Source organism: Planomonospora alba (assembly GCF_039534085.1).
Classification (GTDB): Bacteria; Actinomycetota; Actinomycetes; order Streptosporangiales; family Streptosporangiaceae; genus Planomonospora_B; species Planomonospora_B alba.
In genome coordinates this window covers 18,876-36,701 of sequence record NZ_BAAAUT010000015.1, presented here as the reverse complement: position 1 = coordinate 36,701, position 17,826 = coordinate 18,876, and the positions used below count along the sequence as shown (strand labels likewise).

The window sequence follows — 17,826 nt, the reverse complement described above, 5'->3', positions numbered from 1 at the left end:
ATTGCATCCCATGCATCAGTGCATTAAATGTATTAATACATCGAATGAAGCTATTGGGAGGGTTCGGCATGGGGAGCCTGGACGGGCGAGTCGTCCTCATCACGGGAGCGGGGCGCGGCATCGGCAGGGAGGAGGCCCTGTTCTTCGCGGCGGAAGGCGCCGCGGTCGTCGTCAACGACCCGGGTGTCGCCATCGACGGCACGGGAGGCGACCCCGGCGTGGCGGCCTCGGTCGTCCGGGAGATCACCGCCCGCGGCGGCCGGGCCGTGGCCAGCGCCGACAGCGTCGCCGACTGGCAGGGCGCCCGGCGCATGGTCGAGGCCGCCCTGGAGGCGTTCGGCGACCTGCACGCCGTCGTCAACAACGCCACCATCGAACGCAACCGCGCCATGGCCGACCTCGCCGAGGAGGACTTCGACGACGTCGTCGCGGTCAAGCTCAAGGGCGCCTTCGCGGTCACCCGGTGGGCGGCCCGGTACTGGCGCGAGCGGCACGACGCCGGCGTCCGCGCCGACCGGGCCGTCGTCAACACCTCCTCCGGCTCCGGCCTGTCCAACCCGCTGCCCGCGCAGGCCTCCTACGCGGCCGGCAACGCGGGCGTCGCGGCGATGACCGTCGTCGCGGCCCTGGAGCTCGGCCGGTACGGCGTGCGGGTCAACTGCGTCTCGCCCTCCATGGCCCGCACCCGGCTCACCCTGGAGGTCCCCGGCATGCGCGACCGGCCTCCGGCCGGGGGCTTCGACGCGCTGCACCCGGTCACCGCCGCGCCCGTGGCCGCCTACCTGGCCTCGGCGGACTGCCCGCTCACCGGCCAGGTGCTGGCGGTGCGCGGCGGCTCGGTCGCGGTCTGCCACGGTTGGTCGCACGGCGCGCGCCTCCACAAGGACGGCCTGTGGGCGGTCGGGGAACTCGCCGACCGGCTGCCGGGACTGCCGATGACCGACCCGTTCGACGCCCTCGCCGGGGCCCTCGGCGGCGCGCTCGGCACGGCCGGGCGCGCCCGGCTCCAGGAGATGATCGACGCCCTCCTCGACGGGCGCGGTCCCTCCTGACGGCCCATCCGCCGCTCCGGCCGGGCGCGCCGTACTGGCTGACCAAGCCGGTCGTGCTGGCCGCAGCCGGAGCCGTGCTGGTCTGCGCCCTGCTGTGGGCCGCCTTCGCGCGGCCCCGGCTGGTCCCGCGCGGCCTGCAGAACCTCGCGGAGCTGGGCTACCTGTTCGTCCGCGACCAGGTGGCCCGGCCCTTCCTCGGCAAGGACGCCGACCGCTGGATGGGCCTGCTGCTCAGCGTCTTCCTCCTGAGCTGGATCTGGAGCCTGACGGGAGTGATCCCGGGGATCCAGCTCCCGGTCTCCGCCTACCTGGCCTTCCCGGCGGTGATGGCCGTCGCGGTCTACGTCATCAAGATCTACGTGGGCGTGCGCGCGCACGGGGTGCGGGGCTACCTCGACGGTCTCGTCCCGCCGGGCCTGCCCCGGGGCCTGTACCTCGTGCTGCTCCCGATGGAGCTGCGGCAGAACTTCGCGACCTCGCTCTTCACCCACATGCTCCGCCCGGTCCGCGGCCCGTAGCCCTCAGCTCCGCGGAGGCGGTGCCGATGGGAGGGCGATACGGGTCGGGAGAAGGGCGGCGACGTGCTGGCAATCGTGATCGACGATTCGAGCGCCATGCGCCGGATCATCCGGGGGATCCTGGCGCGGCTGGGCTTCTCGGTGTACGAGGCCGCCCACGGCCAGGAGGCCCTCGACCTGCTGGAGGAGATCCCGACGACGCCGGACGTGGCGCTGGTCGACTGGAACATGCCCGTGATGGACGGGCTGGAGTTCATCCGCCGGGTCCGCAAGATGGACGGCCTGCGCGGGATGTGCCTGATGATGGTGACCACGGAGAGCGAGCACGGCCAGGTCGTGCGGGCGCTCGCCGCCGGTGCCCACGAGTACGTCACCAAGCCGTTCACGCCGGAGACGATCCACGAGAAGCTGCGCTACCTGGGCCTGGACTGCCGTCCGGCCGGCGACTGAGCGCCCGCCGGCCGCCCGCCGCGCTCTGCGGGGAGCGGCGGGCGGCGGCGGGCCCTGCGGGTCTCCGGCCGCGCGGCGGTCCGGGCCGTCGGGGGCTCAGGTCATGCGGCCGCTCAGGGAGCCGGTGCGTCGAGGACCGGGATCAGCTGCTCCTCCTCGTAGGCCAGGTGGCGTTCGACCTCCTCGGTGAGCCGCTCGACCTCGGAGAGCACCAGCAGCCGGTCCGCGCCGTCGGCGGAGACGACCCGCTGCAGCTCGTCGAGGAGTGCCGCGATCTTCCGGTGCTCCTCGTCCAGCCGCTCCAGGACCGGGGCGAGGTCGGGCCGCTGCCCGGCCAGGGCCGGGAACAGGCCGGTGTCCTCGTGGGTGTGGTGCTGGTGGAGCCCCCGGCAGAAGGTCAGGCAGTTCACCCGGAGCTGGGCGCCCAGGGTGTGGCCCGAACCGGCGATCTCCTTGCGGATCAGGGCGAGCTCGCGCCGGAAGGAGTCGTGGATCAGCCTGAGCGCCTCGCCGAACGACGCCGCCTCCATGCTCGGCGGACCGGGGACCTCCACGAGCGCGACCACCGGGATGACCCGGTCCGTCTTGGCCTGGTACTCGGCCCATCCCGGGTCGGCCTCGGCCGCGCGGGCGAAGGCGCGGTCGCGTTCGGCGCCCTCCAGCACGACGGCGTCCGCCTCGTAGGTGAACAGGCCGGTCTCGACCGTGACGCGGGGGTGGGCCGCCAGGTTGCGGAACCAGTCCGGGTGCTTCGGGGAGCCGCCGGCCGAGGCGATGACCAGGATGCGGTCGCCGTCGGGGAGGTAGCCGACCGGGGTCGTGTGCCGGGCGCCCGAGCGCGCTCCGGTGGTGGTCAGCAGGATCAGCCGGCTTCCCTCGAACGGGCCGCCGACCTTGCCCCGGTTGGCGCGGAACTCCTCGATGATCTGCTGGTTGAAGTCGTTGGGCATGTTCTGCGTTCTTCTCCTGGGTCTGGGGTCCCGCGGGCCGCGCGCGGGCATGGCGGATCACCGCCCGGCGGGGGCGGGACGGATCCCACCGCGGGACGGCCTCGGCCGCGGTGCGGGGATCGGGGGATCGGGAGGGGACGGCGCGCCGCGCGGAAGGCGGCGGACGCGGAGAAGGAGGGGGCGGGGACCTGGCCCGCCCGGCGCTCACGCCGTGGCCGGGCGCCTCACTCGTGCGTGGCCCATGGCCGACCCGGCAGTCACGATCTTGACCCTACCCCCGCGGGCGCGCCGGGACAACATGTTTTCCGCGACCGCTGCGGGCGCCGGGAGCGCGCGGCGGGCCGCCGGCGGGGCGGCCCCGGGTGACCCCGCTCGGCCCCGTCCCGCCGGGGAGAGGCCCGGTCAGCCCCGTCCCGCCAGGGAGAGGATCGTGCGGTGCGTGCCGTCGTAGCTGCGCGCACCGGTGAACGCCCCGGTGGCCTCGGCCAGCCCGTCGAGCAGCGCGACCGCCCGGGCCCGCGCCGCGGCGTCCAGGTTGCGCGCCAGCGTCACGTGCGGCAGCCACCGTCCCGGCGCGTGCAGCGGGTTGCCGCCGCAGGAACCGGCGAGCATCTGCCACACCTGCGCGTGCACGGCCAGCAGCCGGGCGTCCGGCACCACGCCCCAGGCCAGCACCCGTGCCCGGCCGGAGAACAGCAGCAGCGGTCCCAGCCTGGCCGGCACCGGAAGGCCGCTGAACGCCCCGGCGAGCGCGGCCGGCGCGTCGGGCGGCAGCCGGTCGCAGACCGCCAGCGTCAGGTGCGGGCGGTTGGTCGGGTGCGGATGCCGCGCCTGGCTGGGCAGGCCGTCGGCCGCCAGCCGGTCCCAGACCGAACGCACCGCGGAGTCGAGCGCGTCGTCGCAGGTCAGCTCGATGGTGTGCACTCCATCACGGTATCCGGCCCCGGTGCCGTCCCGGCGGTGGCCGGTCTTTTCCGCCGCGAACGGGAACCTTCTCCGCGCAACGCCTGTCTCACCGTGCATGGGACCGGAACACGGACAGGGAGAAGTCGCCATGACCGGTATGGGACGGATGACGGCACGCGCGGCGGTGGCGGCGGGCGCGCTCGCCGTGACCGCCCTCACGGGCGCCGCCGCGGAGGCGGCCGCCGGGGCGGCCGTCCCCCCGGCGTCCCCGGCGGGGGTCTTCACCGTGACCTCCACCGGGTCCGCCACGGGGGCGGGGGCGGGAGCCTGGAGGCTGCCGAGGAACTTCCTGCTCTACGAGGCTCAGGCGCGCAAGCCGGTGAGATACCCCGAGGAGGAGGAGTGGACGATCAGCGACCGGCGCAGGGACCTCGGCCTGCGCCCCTGCGGTCCGGGCCGGCCGGTGGACGCGGGCCGGGTGGGCACCCGCACGGTGACCTACTCGGCGCCGGAGTTCTACAAGGCCGAGCAGGTGACGGTCTACCGCTCCGAGCGAGCCGCGCGCGCGGCCGTGGCCGACGTCCTGAAGCGCGTCGGCCGGTGCCGTGATGACACGTCCGACCAGGTCGTCTTCAAGGGCTGGACGGAGCGCGTCGAGGCGGGCGACCAGGCCGCGCGGGTGGTCATCCAGAGCTACGACCGGGGCAGCGGGCGTCCCGCCATCGGCGGCCAGCGGGCCGTCGTCGTGCGCAAGGGCCGCGCCGTGGCGATCTACGTGCGCGCCGGCGAGTACGGCCAGGTGCGCCGTACGGATTTCAGCAGGCAGCTGAAGGACGCCAGGAAGATGGCGGCCAAGGTCTGCTCCCTGCCCGGCGTCTGCTGACCGCCGGGCGGGGAGAGGAGCCGGGCCCGCTACGGGAGGCGGCGCACCGGCGGGGCGGACGCGGGAGGGGCGGCACGGGTGGCGGCCCTCCCGCGCCCCTCGGACGGCAGGCCCGAGACGTACACGTCCGTGATGCCGTGAGGGCCGGCCGGTGCTCTCAGGGACCGGCCGGGGAGCGGTCGCCGGGCTCGTCCAGCAGTGCGGCGAGGACGGCGGCGTGGCTGCGGCCGGCGTCCCTGGTCGCGGTCAGCAGCGTCACCGTTCCGTCGCGGCGCAGCTCGCGGAGCCTGTCCAGGGCGGCACGGCGCTCGTCGCCGGCGAGCTCGCCGAGGTAGCGGTCGCGGAACCCGTCGAACCTCTCGGGCGCGTGGCCGTACCAGGTGCGCAGCTCGGTGGAGGGCGCGACCTCCTTGAGCCACAGGTCCAGGCGGGCCTCCCGCTTGGACAGGCCGCGCGGCCAGATCCGGTCGACCAGCACCCGCGCGCCGTCCTCGGGGGAGGGCGCGTCGTAGACGCGGCGCAGCCGTACGTGCGATGGCATCGTGTCCGTCCTTCCCGTCCTGCCGGTCCCGAGGGAGTCCGGGCGGCACTGCCGGTCCCGAGGGAGTCCGGGCCGTCCTGCCCGTCCCCGGGGAGGATGCCCCGCCCCGGCCGCGGCACGCCCGCCGGCCGCCCCCCGGGGGACCGGCGGGGCACGGCCGGTCCCCGGGCCCTCCCCGCCGCGCGGTACGAGGAACCTGACGGACACCGGGGGTGACGGCCGGGCCGGCGCCCGTCCGGCCGGATACGATCAACCGGACGGGACGGGATCCGGCCGGAGCCGCCCCGGCCCCGGAGCCCCTCCCCAGGAGCCGCGCGATGCCGACCCCTCCCACCACCCTCCCCTGGAGACGGGCCGCCGGGCCGCACGGCGTCCCGGCGTCCGCCGCCGACGCGGTGATCACGGCCGCGGTGGCCGCCGCGACGCTCTGGGCCGGACTGCGCTGGGCCGGCGGGGGAGCGTGGACCGCGGTGCTGGCGATCGGCGCGTCGGTGCCGCTGCTGTGGCGGCGGAGGGCACCCGTCCGCACCGGCGCGGTGGTGGGCACCGCCACGGCCGGGCTCGCGCTGGTCCACGCGGTGCCGCCGCTGCCGTACGGCGCGCTGGTGTCGGTGTACACCGTGGCGGCGCTGAGCCCGCGGCGGGAGCGGCTGGTGGGCGTGGTGGCGGGCGGGGGACTGCTGGTCGCCTCCCTGGCGGTGCCGGGCGAGCCGCCGGACTCCTTCGGTTACGTCGGCATGGCGTTCGCCGCCGCCTACGCGCTGGGCACCGGCGCGCGGGCGCGCAGGGCCGAGATCGCCGCGCTGGAGGAGCGCGCCCGCCGGCTCGAGGAGGAGCGCGCGGCGGCCGCCGCACGCGAGCGCACCCGTATCGCGCGCGACATGCACGACGTGCTGACGCACTCGGTCGGCGTCATGGTCGTCCAGGCGGACGCCGGTTTCCTCGTGACGCGCACCGACCCCGGGCGGGCGGAGGCGGCGTTCGAGGCGATCGCAGGGACCGGGCGCGAGGCGGTCGGCCAGCTCCGCCGCGTCCTCGGCGCGCTGCGGTCGGACGACGGCGGCCCCGGGCTCGCGCCGCCGCCGGGACTCGACGCCGTGGACCGGCTGGCCGGCAGGTTCGGGGAGGCCGGGCTGGAGGTCGTCGTCGAGTCCCGCGGCGAGGCGGGACCGCTGCCCGCCGATGTCGACATCGCGGCCTACCGGCTCGTCCAGGAGGCGCTGACGAACACCCTCAGGCACGCGGGGGCCGCCACCGCGCGGGTCCTGCTGCACCGGTCACCGGCCGGGCTGCGGATCGAGGTGACCGACGACGGCTCCGGCCCGGACGGCGCCGCCGAGGGGCACGGGCTGATCGGCATGCGGGAGCGGGTCGTGGCCTGCGGCGGCACGCTGCGGACGGGTCCGGGGCCGGGCGGGCGCGGGTTCGCCGTCGTCGCGGCGCTGCCGCTCGGACAGGAGGGGACCGCCGATGCCGCGCGTGCTCGTCGCCGATGACCAGGACCTGTTCCGCGGCGGTTTCTCCCTGATCCTGGACTCCCAGCCCGGGATCTCCGTCGTCGGCGAGGCCGCCGACGGGGCCGAGGCCGTCCGGCTCGCGGTCGAGCTCAGTCCCGACGTGGTGGTGATGGACATCCGGATGCCGGGCGTCGACGGGGTGGAGGCGACCGCCCGGATCTGCGCGCGCACCGCGGCCAGGGTCCTGGTGCTCACGATGTTCGACCTCGACGAGTACGTCTACGCCGCACTGCGGGCCGGGGCGAGCGGGTTCCTGCTGAAGGACGCGCACCGGGACGTCCTGGTCGAGGCCGTCCGCGTGGTCGCCGCGGGTGAGGCGCTGCTGGCCCCGACCGTCACGCGGCGGCTGATCGCCGACCTGGCGCGCAGGGGCGGCGCCGTGCCCCGCCTCGCGGCCCGGCTCGGCGAGCTGACCGCCCGGGAGCGGGAGACCTTGGAGCAGGTGGCGCGGGGCCGTTCCAACGCCGAGATCGCCTCGGCGCTGTGCGTGAGCGAGCACACGGTCAAGACCCACGTCAGCAACCTGCTGGCCAAGCTCGGGCTGCGGGACCGGGCGCAGGCGGTGGTCTTCGCCTACGAGTCGGGCCTGGTGGTGGCGGGCGCTCACTCCCCGGAATGAGCGCGGGTTCACTCCCCGCGGCGATCCGCACGGGCCCGCCGGCGGGCAGCATCGCAAGCCCGCCCTCTCCGAGGAGGCCCCGATGCGCCCGGCACCCGCTCCCGCCGCCGTTCCCCGCTCCGTTCCCCGCTCCCTTCTCCGTGCCGTTCCCGCCGCGGCCGTCTCCGCGGCCCTGCTCTTCTCCGGCACCGGGCTCACCCCGGTCCCCTGGCTGACCTGGCTGGCTCCGCTCCCGCTCCTGCTGCTCGCGCCGCGGGTGCCCGCTCCCGCCGCGGCCGCCGCTGCGTTCGCGGCCTGGACCGCCGACGGGCTGAACATGTGGGGCTTCCACCGGGAGCAGCTGGAGACGCCGGTCCCCGCCGCGGTGGCCGTCGTGACCGCTCCGGCGCTGCTCGCGGTCGCGGCCGTGCTGGTCTTCCGCGCTCTCGTACGGCGGGGCGGACCGGGCCGGGCCGCGCTGTCCGTGCCCGCGATCTGGGTGGGCGGCGAGTACCTGGTGTCGGTCCTGGGGCCGGACGGGGCGCTGTGGAGCCTGGCCTACACCCAGGCCGACGTGCTCCCGGTGGTCCAGCTCGCCTCCCTCACCGGCGTGTGGGGCGTCACCTTCGCGCTGACGGGCGTGCCGGCGGCCGCCGCCGCGCTCTGCGCCCCGGGGACGCCGCTCCGCCCCCGGCTGGGCACCGGTCTCGTGACGCTGCTCCTGCTCGCCGCGGCGGCCGGGTACGGGGCCGTACGGCTGGCCGAACCCGCGGGACCGAGGCGCACCGTGGCGCTGCTGGCCGCCGGCCTGGAGGGCGACTGGGCGCCCGTGGACACGGTGCGGGGCGGGGAGAAGCTCGCCGCCATGCTGGCCCGCCTGCGCGAGCTGCCTCCGGGCACGGACGCGGCGGTGCTGCCGGAGGGCGGTTTCATCACCGGCACGGCGGACCTCCCGCGGATCACCGGTCCGCTGGCGGCGCTCGCCCGCGACCGGCACCTGGACATCGTGGCGGGGGTGATCGTCACCGACGTCCGCCGGAACACGGCTGTGTTCTTCCCCGCCGCCGGAGGCGAGCCCGCGGTCTACCGCAAACGGCACATGGTGCCCGGCATCGAGCCGTACGAGCCGGGGGACCGGAACCTGCTCGTCGCCGGCGCGGGGGTGGCGATCTGCCGCGACCTGGACTTCCCCGCCTTGGCGCGCGAGTACCGCCGGGGCGGCGCCACGGTCATGTTCGTGCCCGCGCTGGACTTCGGCCGCGACGCCTGGCAGCACTCCCGCCCGGCGGTGCTGCGCGGGGTGGAGAACGGCTTCTCGGTCGTGCGCAGCGCAGCGGACGGCAACCTGACGGTGAGCGACCAGTACGGGCGCGTGCTGGCCGAGAAGAGGGCGGCGGGCCGTGGGATCGCCACCGTCGTCGCAGACGTCCCGGTGGGCGGGACCGGCACCCTCTACACGCGCTGGGGCGACTGGTTCGCCCTGCTCTGCCTGGCGCTGGCCGTCGTCGCCGGCCTGCCGCTCCTGCGGCGCCCCGCGCCCCCGGCGAACTGAACGTCGTTCGGATTTACTCTCGACGGGCCGGGGGAGGGCCGGGATGATCGGTGCACAGGCGGACCCCGACCCCGTGGAGGGAAGCGGATGGCGACCAGTCCCCGTATCGCGATCATCGGCGCAGGCTTCGGCGGCCTGGGCATGGCCATCCGGCTCAGGGGCGCCGGCGTCGAGTCGTTCACGGTCTACGACAAGGCGGCCGACGTCGGCGGCACCTGGCTGGTCAACACCTACCCCGGCCTCAGCTGCGACGTGCCGTCCTACCTCTACTCGTTCTCGTTCGCGCCGTCCACGCGGTGGACCCGCCGCTACCCGGAGCAGCGCGAGATCCTGGCCTACCTGCGGCGCTGCGCCGACTCCCACGGTCTCCGCCCCCACCTGCGGCTGAACACCGAGGTGACCGAGGCCCGCTTCGAGGACGGGACGGGGACGTGGCGGCTGGTCCTCGCCGACGGCACCGAGGAGGAGGCCGACGTCGTGGTCTTCGCGACCGGCCAGCTCAGCCGCCCCCGGCTCCCGGACATCCCCGGCGCCGAGGACTTCGCCGGGACGGCGTTCCACTCGGCGCGCTGGCGGCACGACCACGACCTGACCGGCCGCTCCGTCGCGGTCATCGGCAACGGCTCCACCGCCGCCCAGTTCGTGCCGCGGATCGCCCCGGTGGCCGGGAAGCTGACCACCTTCCAGCGCACCCCGTCGTGGATCGTGCCCAAGAACGACTTCCCCTACCGGCCCTGGGCGCGCCGGCTGCTGCGGTACGTGCCCGGGCTCCGCAGGGCCTACCGGTGGTCGCTGTTCTGGCGGCAGGAGGTGATGATGCTGCCGATCGTCCTCCCCGCGGTCGGCCGGATCGCCGAGCGGCGGTGGGCGGGGGCGTTCCTGCGCGAGCAGGTGCGCGACCCGGAGCTACGGCGCAGGCTCACCCCGGACTACCCGATCGGCTGCAAGCGGGTCGTCATCGCCGGCGACTACTACGCCGCGCTCACCCGCCCCGACGTGGAGCTGGTGAGCGAGCCGATCGAGCGGATCACCCCCACCGGGGTCCGCACCGCCGACGGCCGCCTGCACGAGGCGGACACGCTGATCTACGCGACCGGCTTCCGCGCCACGGAGTTCCTCGCGCCGGTCGAGGTGACCGGCCGGGGCGGGCGCAAGCTCGCCGAGACGTGGAGCGACGGGGCGTCCGCCTTCCTCGGCATGACGGTCCCCGGCTTCCCGAACCTGTTCATGATGTACGGCCCCAACACCAACCTCGGCCACAGCTCGATCGTGCTGATGCTGGAGCACCAGGCCGGATACATCCTGCGCTGCGTGCGGCTCATGATGCGCCACCGCCTGGCCTGGATGGAGGTGCGGGAGGAGGCGATGGCGGCCTACGACCGGCTCGTCCAGGAGGCGCTGAGCCGTACGTCCTGGCAGGGCGGCTGCACCAGCTGGTACAAGACCGCCTCCGGCCGGGTCACCAACAACTGGCCGTTCAGCACCCTGCGGTACGGCAGGCTGACCCGGCGCCCCCGGCCGGAGCACTACCACGTGAAGGCCGCCTGAGGGCCGGACCGGGCCGGAGGGGCGGGGCCCGGACCGGACCGGCCCGGCTCAGCGCCCCGCGCCCGAGCGGCGCTTGGCCCAGACGTCGAAGGCCACGGCGATCAGCAGCACCACGCCCTTGAAGAGCATCACCCGCTCGCTCGGCGCGCCGATCAGCGACATGCCGTTGTTGATCACCGCCATGATGAGGCCGCCGGTGATGGCGCCGACGACCGTGCCGACCCCGCCCTGCACGGCGGCGCCGCCGATGAAGGCCGCCGCGATGGCGTCCAGCTCGAAGCCGTTGCCCGCGGTGGGACCGGCCTGGTTCAGCCGCCCGGCGAAGATGATCCCGGCCAGCGCGGAGAGCACCCCCATGTTGACGAAGATCCAGAACGTGACGGACTTGACCTTGATGCCGGACAGGCTCGCGGCGTGCACGTTCCCGCCGATCGCGTAGATGTGGCGGCCGAAGACGACCCGGTTCGTGAGCAGCGTGTAGCCCAGCACGAGCGCGGCGAGCAGCACCAGCACCCACGGCAGGTTCTTGAACCGCGCCAGCTGCACGATGACCGTCATCACCACCGCCGCGGCGGCGGCCATCTTCAGCGCGAACACCGGCAGCGGGTCGACCTGCTGCCGGTAGCCGATGCGCCCCTGCCGGGCCCGCCACTGGGTGACGACGATCCCGGCCACCACGGCCACCCCCGCCAGCAGGGTGAACAGGTCAGCGCCGTCGAGCGGGCCGAGCCCGATGTTGCCGAGGAAGCCCGGGATGAAGCCGTTGGCCAGCGTGCGCACCTCGTCGGGGAAGGGGCCGATGCCCTGGTTGCCGAGCACGGTCAGCGTCAGGGCCCGGAAGATCAGCATCCCGGCCAGGGTGACGATGAACGCCGGGATGCCGAAGTAGGCGACCCAGTACCCCTGCCAGGCGCCGATCAGCGCCCCCGCGGCGAGCGTGACGAGCAGCGCCACCGGCCACGACACGCCCATGTCGACCATCAGCACCGCCGCGATCGCGCCGCAGACCGCCACCACCGATCCCACCGACAGGTCGATGTGCCCGGCGATGATGATCAGGATCATGCCGATCGCGAGGATCAGAACGTAGGAGTTCTGCACCATGATGTTCGAGATGTTCTGCGGGTTGAGCAGCTCGCCGTCGGTCAGTACGGAGAACAGGACGACGATCAGCGCGAATGCGATGTAGATGCCGCTCTGCCGGAGGTTGACGGAGAACCGCCCGCCCGCCGGCGCGGGCCCGCCGTCCCGGGCCTTCCCGGAGGCCGCGGCGCCGGCCGCGGGCGGGGTGCCGTCCGCCGGGAGCGCGTCCCTGCTCGTCTGTGTCATCGCTCCTTCTCCTTGGTCATGAGCTGCATGAGGCGCTCGGGGGTGGCCTCGGCCCGCGTCACCTCGCCGGTGATCCGCCCGGCCGACATGGCGTAGACGCGGTCGCACAGGCCCAGCAGCTCGGGGAGCTCCGAGGAGATCACGAGCACGGCCCGGCCCTGGTCGGCGAGCCGGCCGATGATGGAGTAGATCTCGTACTTGGCGCCCACGTCGATGCCGCGGGTGGGTTCGTCGAGGATCAGCACGTCGGGGTCCGTGAAGATCCACTTGGCCAGCACGACCTTCTGCTGGTTGCCGCCGCTGAGCTTCCCGGTGACCGACAGCACGCTGGGGGCCTTGATGTTCAGCTCGCGCCGGAAGCCGTCGGCGACGCCGTACTCCTCGTTGCCGTCGATCCAGCCGCGCCGGGCCAGCCTGCCGAGCGCGGCGGCCGAGACGTTGCGCCTGATGTCCTCGATCAGGTTGAGGCCGTACCGCTTGCGGTCCTCGGTGGCGTAGGCGATCCCGTGCGCGATGGCCTCGCCGGGGGAGCGGAGCCGGACCTCCCGGCCGTCCTTGTAGAGGCGGCCGGAGATGCCGGTCCCGTAGCTGCGGCCGAACACGCTCATCGCCAGCTCGGTACGGCCGGCGCCCATGAGCCCGGCCAGGCCGACGATCTCCCCGCGCCGCAGCACGAGGTTCGCCCCGGAGACGACCACGCGGCCGGGCTGGGTGGGGCTGTGCACGGTCCAGTCCTCGATCCGCAGCACCTCGGCGCCGATGCGCGGCTCGTGCGGCGGGAACCGGTGCTCCAGGTCGCGGCCGACCATGCCGGAGATGATCCGGTCCTCGGTGACCTCGGCGCCGCGCATGTCCAGCGTCTCGATGGTCCGCCCGTCGCGCAGGATCGTCGTGGAGTCGGCCACGGCCCTGATCTCGTTCAGCTTGTGCGAGATGATCACCGAGGTGATGCCCTCGTCGCGCAGTCCGCGCAGCAGGTCGAGCAGGTGCGCGGAGTCCTCGTCGTTGAGCGCCGCGGTCGGTTCGTCGAGGATGAGCAGCCGGACCCGTTTGGACAGCGCCTTGGCGATCTCCACGAGCTGCTGCTTGCCGACCCCGAGGTCCACGGCCCGGGTCACCGGGTTCTCCCGGAGCCCCACCCGCTCCAGCAGCTCGGCCGCCTCGGCGTTCGTCCGGTTCCAGTCGATCAGGCCGCGGCGGGTCCGCTCGTTGCCGAGGAAGATGTTCTCCGCGATCGACAGGTACGGGCTGAGCGCGAGCTCCTGGTGGATGATGACGATGCCGCGCCGCTCGCTGTCGCGGATGCCGGAGAACCGGCAGGGCTCGCCGTCGAAGACGATCTCTCCCTCGTAGGACCCGTGCGGGTAGACGCCGGACAGGACCTTCATCAGCGTCGACTTGCCCGCGCCGTTCTCGCCGCAGATCGCGTGGATCTCGCCCCTGCGCACCGCCAGGTTGACGTCCCGCAGCGCGTGCACGCCCGGGAAGGTCTTGGTGATGTTGCGCATCTGAAGTATGTGGTCGGCCATGCCGCCCCCCTCCGCCCCGGGGCCCGCCCGCCCGGGTGGCCGGGGCGGGCGGGCGCCGTGTCGCTACTTGAGCTGGTCTTCGGTGTAGTAGCCGGAGTCGACGAGGACCTGCTTGTAGTTGTCCTTGTAGACCACGACGGGCTCCAGCAGGTAGGACGGGACGACCTTGACGCCGTTGTCGTAGTCGGTGGTGTTGTTCACCTCGGGCTTGCCGCCCTTGAGCACGGCGTCGGCCATCTTCACGGTGACCTCGGCGAGCTTGCGGGTGTCCTTGTAGACCGTGGCGTACTGCTCGTCCGCGATGATCGACTTGACCGAGGCGACCTCGGCGTCCTGGCCGGTGACCACCGGGTAGGGCTGGTCGGCGGTGCCGTACCCGCTGCTCTTCAGCGCCGACAGGATGCCGATGGACAGCCCGTCGTACGGCGAGAGCACGCCGTCGACCTCCGCGTCGGAGTACGCCTTGGTGATCAGGTCCTCCATGCGCTTCTGCGCGGTGGCCGGGTCCCAGCGCAGGATGGCGACGGTCTTGAAGTCGGTCTCGCCGCTCTTGACGACCAGGGTGCCGTCGTCGATGTACGGCTTCAGGGTGTCCATCGCGCCGTTGTAGAAGAACGTGGCGTTGTTGTCGTCCGGCGAGCCGGCGAAGACCTCGATGTTGAACGGGCCCTTGGCGTCGCCGTCGGATCCGTCCGCCTTCTTCAGGCCCAGGCCGACCAGGAGCGAGGTCGCCTGCTGCACGCCCACCTTGTAGTTGTCGAAGGTGGCGTAGTAGTCGACGTTCGGGGTGTTGCGGATGAGCCGGTCGTAGGCGATCACCGGGATCTTCGCGTCGGCCGCCTGCTGCAGCTGCGTGGTGATCGCGGTGCCGTCGATCGAGGCGACGATGAGCAGCTTGGCGCCCTTGGTGATCTGGTTCTCGATCTGGTTGACCTGGGTGGGGATGTCGTTCTCGGCGTACTGCAGGTCCACCTGGTAGCCGAGCTTCTCCAGGGAGCTCTTGACGTTGTTCCCGTCGTGGATCCAGCGCTCGGACGACTTGGTGGGCATGGTGACGCCGACCAGGACACCCGCCGCCCCCGGGCTCTGGGCGGCCTGCTTGTCCACGGTCTTGGTGGTCGAGCCGCAGGCGGTCACCGCCAGCGCCAGGACCAGGCCCACCGGTACGGTGACCAGCTTCGCGAGCCTCATCTTCTCTCCTTAGGGGGTGACGCGGACGCCGGTGCGCGGACGCCGCGACCGGCCTGCGCCGGATCGCCCGGCCCGCCGGTCTGCTCGGCGGTGTTAGCGCTCACATTTCATTGTGAGGACCATCGCGGTGATGGATCGGGGGTTGTGAGCAGCTATCAAATGCCCGGGTGGCCCGGGAGTCAAGACCTGTGACAGCACCGTGACTTCGTCCGGCGCGCCCGGGCCGTACGGTGCGCGAACGGGCCGGACCGGGGGAGGCCGCGGGGGATTGCCGTCCGGCGGCCGGGTAGGGAGCGGCCATGAGAACGCACTGGCTTTTCACGGACGGCGGGTGGCGGGCGAGCGCGAGCACCGCCGCGATCGCCGTGGACGATCCCGCGACCGGCGAGCGCGTGGGCGAGTGCCCGCGCGGCTGCGCCGAGGACGTCGAGGCCGCGGTGCGGTCGGCGCGCGCCGCCGCCGGGGGCTGGGCGCGCATCGCCCCGGCCGAGCGCGGCGCGCAGCTGCGCGGCGCCGCCGCCCGGATCAGGGAGCACGCCGACGAGCTGGCCCGGCTGGTGACCAGGGAGATGGGCAAGCCGCTGGCGGACGCGCGCGGCGGCGTCGAGGCCGGCGCCGGAACCCTGGAGCAGTACGCCGAGCTGGGCCCGCTGCACGGCGGGCGCAGCCTGCAGGGCGGCTGGGGCGCCACCGACCTGATGGTCCGGGAGCCGCGCGGGGTCGTCGCCGTGATCACGCCGTGGAACGACCCGGTGGCGATCACCTGCGGCCTGGCCGGCGCCGCGCTGGTGACCGGGAACACGGTGGTGCACAAGCCGTCGGAGCGCACCCCGCACACCGGGGCCCGCCTGGTCGAGCTGCTCGCCGAGGACCTGCCGCCGGGCGTGCTCGCCATGGTCGCCGGGGACGCCGGCGTGGGCGCGCCGCTGGCCGTCCACCCGGAGGTGGACCTGGTCGCCCACGTGGGCTCCACCCGGGCCGGGCGCGAGATCGCCGCCGTGGCCCGCTGCCGGGTGCTCCGGGAGAACGGCGGCAAGGACCCGCTGATCGTGGACGAGGGCGTCGACCCCAAATGGGCGGCCGCGCAGGCCGCGCTCGGCTGCTTCGCCAACGCCGGGCAGATCTGCACCTCGGTGGAGCGGATCTACGTGCACCGCTCGGTCGCCGAGCCGTTCACCACCTGCCTCGTCGCCGCGGCCGAGGCGCTGCGCATGGGCCCGGGCCTCGACGAGGCGACCACGCTCGGCCCGCTGGTGGACCGCCGCCACCGCGAGGCCGTGCACGAGCATGTGCGGGCGGCGGTGGCCGCCGGGGCGCGCCTGCTGACCGGCGGCCGGATCCCCGACGGCCCCGGCGCCTTCTACCCGGCGACCGTGCTGGCCGGCTGCACCGACGAGATGGTGGTGATGACGGAGGAGACGTTCGGACCGGTCGCGGCCGTCCGCGTGGTCGAGAGCTTCGACGAGGCGCTGAGCTGCGCCAACACCGGGGAGTACGGCCTGGCCGCCACCGTGCTCACGCCCTCGCTCGCCCACGTCCAGCGGGCCTGGCGCGAGCTGCGCGCCGGCACGGTGAAGGTCAACGCCGTCTTCGGCGGGGCCCCGGGCGGCGCGGCGCAGCCTCTGGGCGCGAGCGGGGAGGGCTTCGGCTACGGCCCCGAGCTGCTCGACGAGATGACCCACACCAAGGTCGTGCACATCGCCGCCCCCTGAGCGGCCCCGCCGAGCGGCCCCGCCGGACCGCATGCCGGGACGCCCCGCCGGACCGCGCTCTGCGCCGCGCGCCGGGCCGTCCGCGGGCGGCCCGGCCGGAGCGCCCGCGGGGACGGGCCCCCGAACCGTCCCGGCGGGCGCTGCGGAGGGCGGTTGCGCCGTCTCCCTGGCCGGACAGTGACCGTTGCCGTACTTTAGGTGAACTCGACTGTCTCTCCCAGCGGGGGTGGCCTGTGGAAACCTCGGACGGCAGGGTCGTCGTCCTCATCGTGGTCGCGTTCATCGCCTTCTTCGTCGGCCGGCGCTTCCAGCGGACGAAGGACACCTGGGCGGGGTGGGGCAGCGCCGTCAAGGAGGCGAAGACGGCCGCGGACAAGATCCCCAAGGCGAAGGGCGACGCCTGGGCGGCGGTGCGCGGCATGGCCGTGGTCGGCGTGGGGGCGCTGATCCTGATCGCGATGGTCGCCAACGCGATCAGGTACGGCTGAGCCGCGCTCCTCCCCCCTCCGGGGCCGCCCAGGCGGACCCGCGCCCCGCTCGCGTTCCGGGCCGCTCAGGCCGACTCGCGCACGACCAGCTCGGCGGGGAGGATCACCGGTTCGGCCGGGCCGCCCTCCAGCAGGCCGAGCAGGAGCCGCGCCGTGGCCGCCGCCTGGTCGCCCATGGGGCTGCGGACCGTGGTGAGCGGCGGGTCGCTGTAGAGGGACGCCTCGATGTCGTCGTAGCCGACGACCGCCACGTCGTCGGGGACCCGGCGGCCCGCCTCGCGCAGCGTCCGCAGCGCACCGATGGCCATGAGGTCGTTGGCGGCGAACACCGCGTCCAGCGCCGGATCGTCCTGGAGCAGCTGGCGCATGGCCTCCACCCCGGAGATCCGGGTGAAGTCGCCGATGGCGACGATCGACCGGCGGCCGGTGTCGCGCAGCGTCTCCCGGTAGGCGGTGAGCCTGTCCTGCGAGGCGGTCATGTCCAGCGGCCCGGCGATCGTGGCGATCCGCCGCCGCCCCTGCTCCAGCAGGTGCCGCACGGCCTGCGCGGCGCCGCCGAGGTTGTCGTTGTCGGCGTACGGCACGTCCACCGGCACCCCGAGCCTGCCGTGGGAGACCATCGGCAGGTCCAGCCGGGCCAGCACGGCGGGCAGCGGGTCGGCGCCGTGCATCGACACGAGCATGACGCCGTCCACGTGCCCGGCCGAGACGAACCGCTCCACCCGCCGGTGGCTCTCCGGCGAGCCCGCGAGCATCAGCACGACCTGCTTGCCCGCCGCCTCCAGTTCGCGGCTGGCGGCGCGCACCACCATGGAGAACATGGGGTCGTCGGAGACGAGCCCGGCCGGCGGGTCGGAGACGATCACGGCGATCGCATCCGTGCGCTGGGTCACCAGGCTGCGGGCCGCGGGGTTGGGCACGTAGCCCAGCTCCTTGACGGCCCGCATGACCAGCTCGCGGATCTCCGGCGTGACGGTGGCCTGGCCGTTGACGACCCGGGAGACGCTCGACTTGGACACTCCTGCCCGGGCGGCGACCGCCTCCAGAGTGGGTCGTTTCATT

The 17,826-nt window shown here is 74.2% G+C and carries 17 protein-coding genes; 10 read left to right on the top strand and 7 right to left on the bottom strand.

The features are described 5' to 3' along the window. Positions 1–44: 44 nt before the first annotated feature. The 3 genes from ABD823_RS11280 to ABD823_RS11270 all read left to right on the top strand — a co-directional run bounded on the left by ABD823_RS11280 (position 45) and on the right by ABD823_RS11270 (position 2,020). Complete coding sequence (locus tag ABD823_RS11280) at positions 45–1,052, top strand: SDR family NAD(P)-dependent oxidoreductase (RefSeq protein ID WP_344858560.1); 1,008 nt, start codon at positions 45–47, stop codon at positions 1,050–1,052. Between the two features lie 53 nt (positions 1,053–1,105). Beyond that, the gene (locus tag ABD823_RS11275) at positions 1,106–1,570 is read left to right on the top strand and encodes a F0F1 ATP synthase subunit A (RefSeq protein ID WP_344858559.1); all 465 of its coding nucleotides are present in this window, start codon (positions 1,106–1,108) and stop codon (positions 1,568–1,570) included. Positions 1,571–1,633: 63 nt separating this feature from the next. Beyond that, on the top strand, positions 1,634–2,020 hold the full coding sequence (locus ABD823_RS11270; protein ID WP_344858557.1) for a response regulator: 387 nt from the start codon (positions 1,634–1,636) through the stop codon (positions 2,018–2,020). Between the two features lie 113 nt (positions 2,021–2,133). Here the strand turns inward: ABD823_RS11270 and ABD823_RS11265 are convergent, their stop codons facing one another. Together ABD823_RS11265 and ABD823_RS11260 are read right to left on the bottom strand one after the other, a co-directional pair. Then, a complete protein-coding gene (locus ABD823_RS11265) occupies positions 2,134–2,970 on the bottom strand; it encodes a nitroreductase/quinone reductase family protein (RefSeq protein WP_344858555.1) in 837 nt (278 codons plus the stop codon). 402 nt (positions 2,971–3,372) lie between these two features. After that, the gene (locus ABD823_RS11260) at positions 3,373–3,894 is read right to left on the bottom strand and encodes a 2'-5' RNA ligase family protein (protein WP_344858553.1); all 522 of its coding nucleotides are present in this window, start codon (positions 3,892–3,894) and stop codon (positions 3,373–3,375) included. 130 nt (positions 3,895–4,024) lie between these two features. Between ABD823_RS11260 and ABD823_RS11255 the strand changes: the two genes are divergently transcribed. Continuing rightward, positions 4,025–4,759, top strand: coding sequence for a hypothetical protein (locus ABD823_RS11255; protein WP_344858552.1), 735 nt, complete (start codon positions 4,025–4,027; stop codon positions 4,757–4,759). A 157-nt stretch (positions 4,760–4,916) separates the two neighbouring features. On the opposite strand, the gene ABD823_RS11250 is transcribed toward ABD823_RS11255, so the two are convergent. Continuing rightward, the gene (locus ABD823_RS11250; RefSeq protein ID WP_344858550.1) at positions 4,917–5,300 is read right to left on the bottom strand and encodes a DUF488 domain-containing protein; all 384 of its coding nucleotides are present in this window, start codon (positions 5,298–5,300) and stop codon (positions 4,917–4,919) included. A 317-nt stretch (positions 5,301–5,617) separates the two neighbouring features. Between ABD823_RS11250 and ABD823_RS11245 the strand changes: the two genes are divergently transcribed. The 4 genes from ABD823_RS11245 to ABD823_RS11230 all read left to right on the top strand — a co-directional run bounded on the left by ABD823_RS11245 (position 5,618) and on the right by ABD823_RS11230 (position 10,515). Next, positions 5,618–6,796 carry a sensor histidine kinase gene (locus ABD823_RS11245; protein ID WP_344858548.1) on the top strand — a complete coding sequence of 393 codons (1,179 nt, stop codon included), beginning with the start codon at positions 5,618–5,620 and terminating at the stop codon, positions 6,794–6,796. Continuing rightward, the gene (locus ABD823_RS11240; RefSeq protein ID WP_344858546.1) at positions 6,771–7,436 is read left to right on the top strand and encodes a response regulator; all 666 of its coding nucleotides are present in this window, start codon (positions 6,771–6,773) and stop codon (positions 7,434–7,436) included. Before ABD823_RS11245 ends, ABD823_RS11240 begins: the two co-directional genes overlap by 26 nt. Before the next feature lie 82 nt (positions 7,437–7,518). Beyond that, positions 7,519–8,967, top strand: coding sequence for a nitrilase-related carbon-nitrogen hydrolase (locus ABD823_RS11235; protein WP_344858544.1), 1,449 nt, complete (start codon positions 7,519–7,521; stop codon positions 8,965–8,967). Positions 8,968–9,054: 87 nt separating this feature from the next. Next, a complete protein-coding gene (locus ABD823_RS11230) occupies positions 9,055–10,515 on the top strand; it encodes a flavin-containing monooxygenase (RefSeq protein ID WP_344858543.1) in 1,461 nt (486 codons plus the stop codon). A gap of 48 nt (positions 10,516–10,563) precedes the next feature. On the opposite strand, the gene mmsB is transcribed toward ABD823_RS11230, so the two are convergent. From mmsB to chvE, 3 genes are all read right to left on the bottom strand, one after another. After that, the gene (gene mmsB, locus ABD823_RS11225; protein ID WP_344858541.1) at positions 10,564–11,844 is read right to left on the bottom strand and encodes a multiple monosaccharide ABC transporter permease; all 1,281 of its coding nucleotides are present in this window, start codon (positions 11,842–11,844) and stop codon (positions 10,564–10,566) included. Beyond that, on the bottom strand, positions 11,841–13,373 hold the full coding sequence (gene mmsA / locus ABD823_RS11220) for a multiple monosaccharide ABC transporter ATP-binding protein (RefSeq protein WP_344858539.1): 1,533 nt from the start codon (positions 13,371–13,373) through the stop codon (positions 11,841–11,843). The genes mmsB and mmsA overlap by 4 nt, the downstream gene beginning before the upstream one ends. A 63-nt stretch (positions 13,374–13,436) precedes the next feature. After that, the gene (gene chvE / locus ABD823_RS11215; protein ID WP_344858537.1) at positions 13,437–14,564 is read right to left on the bottom strand and encodes a multiple monosaccharide ABC transporter substrate-binding protein; all 1,128 of its coding nucleotides are present in this window, start codon (positions 14,562–14,564) and stop codon (positions 13,437–13,439) included. Positions 14,565–14,863: 299 nt separating this feature from the next. On the opposite strand from chvE, the gene ABD823_RS11210 reads away from it, so the two are divergent. Beyond that, entirely contained in the window at positions 14,864–16,276 is a 1,413-nt protein-coding gene (locus ABD823_RS11210; protein ID WP_344858535.1) for an aldehyde dehydrogenase family protein, read from the top strand. A 233-nt stretch (positions 16,277–16,509) separates the two neighbouring features. Beyond that, complete coding sequence (locus ABD823_RS11205; protein ID WP_344858534.1) at positions 16,510–16,764, top strand: hypothetical protein; 255 nt, start codon at positions 16,510–16,512, stop codon at positions 16,762–16,764. A gap of 65 nt (positions 16,765–16,829) precedes the next feature. On the opposite strand, the gene ABD823_RS11200 is transcribed toward ABD823_RS11205, so the two are convergent. After that, positions 16,830–17,825 (bottom strand): LacI family DNA-binding transcriptional regulator, encoded by a 996-nt coding sequence (locus tag ABD823_RS11200; RefSeq protein ID WP_344858532.1) that lies wholly within the window; start codon positions 17,823–17,825, stop codon positions 16,830–16,832. Position 17,826 lies beyond the last annotated feature (1 nt).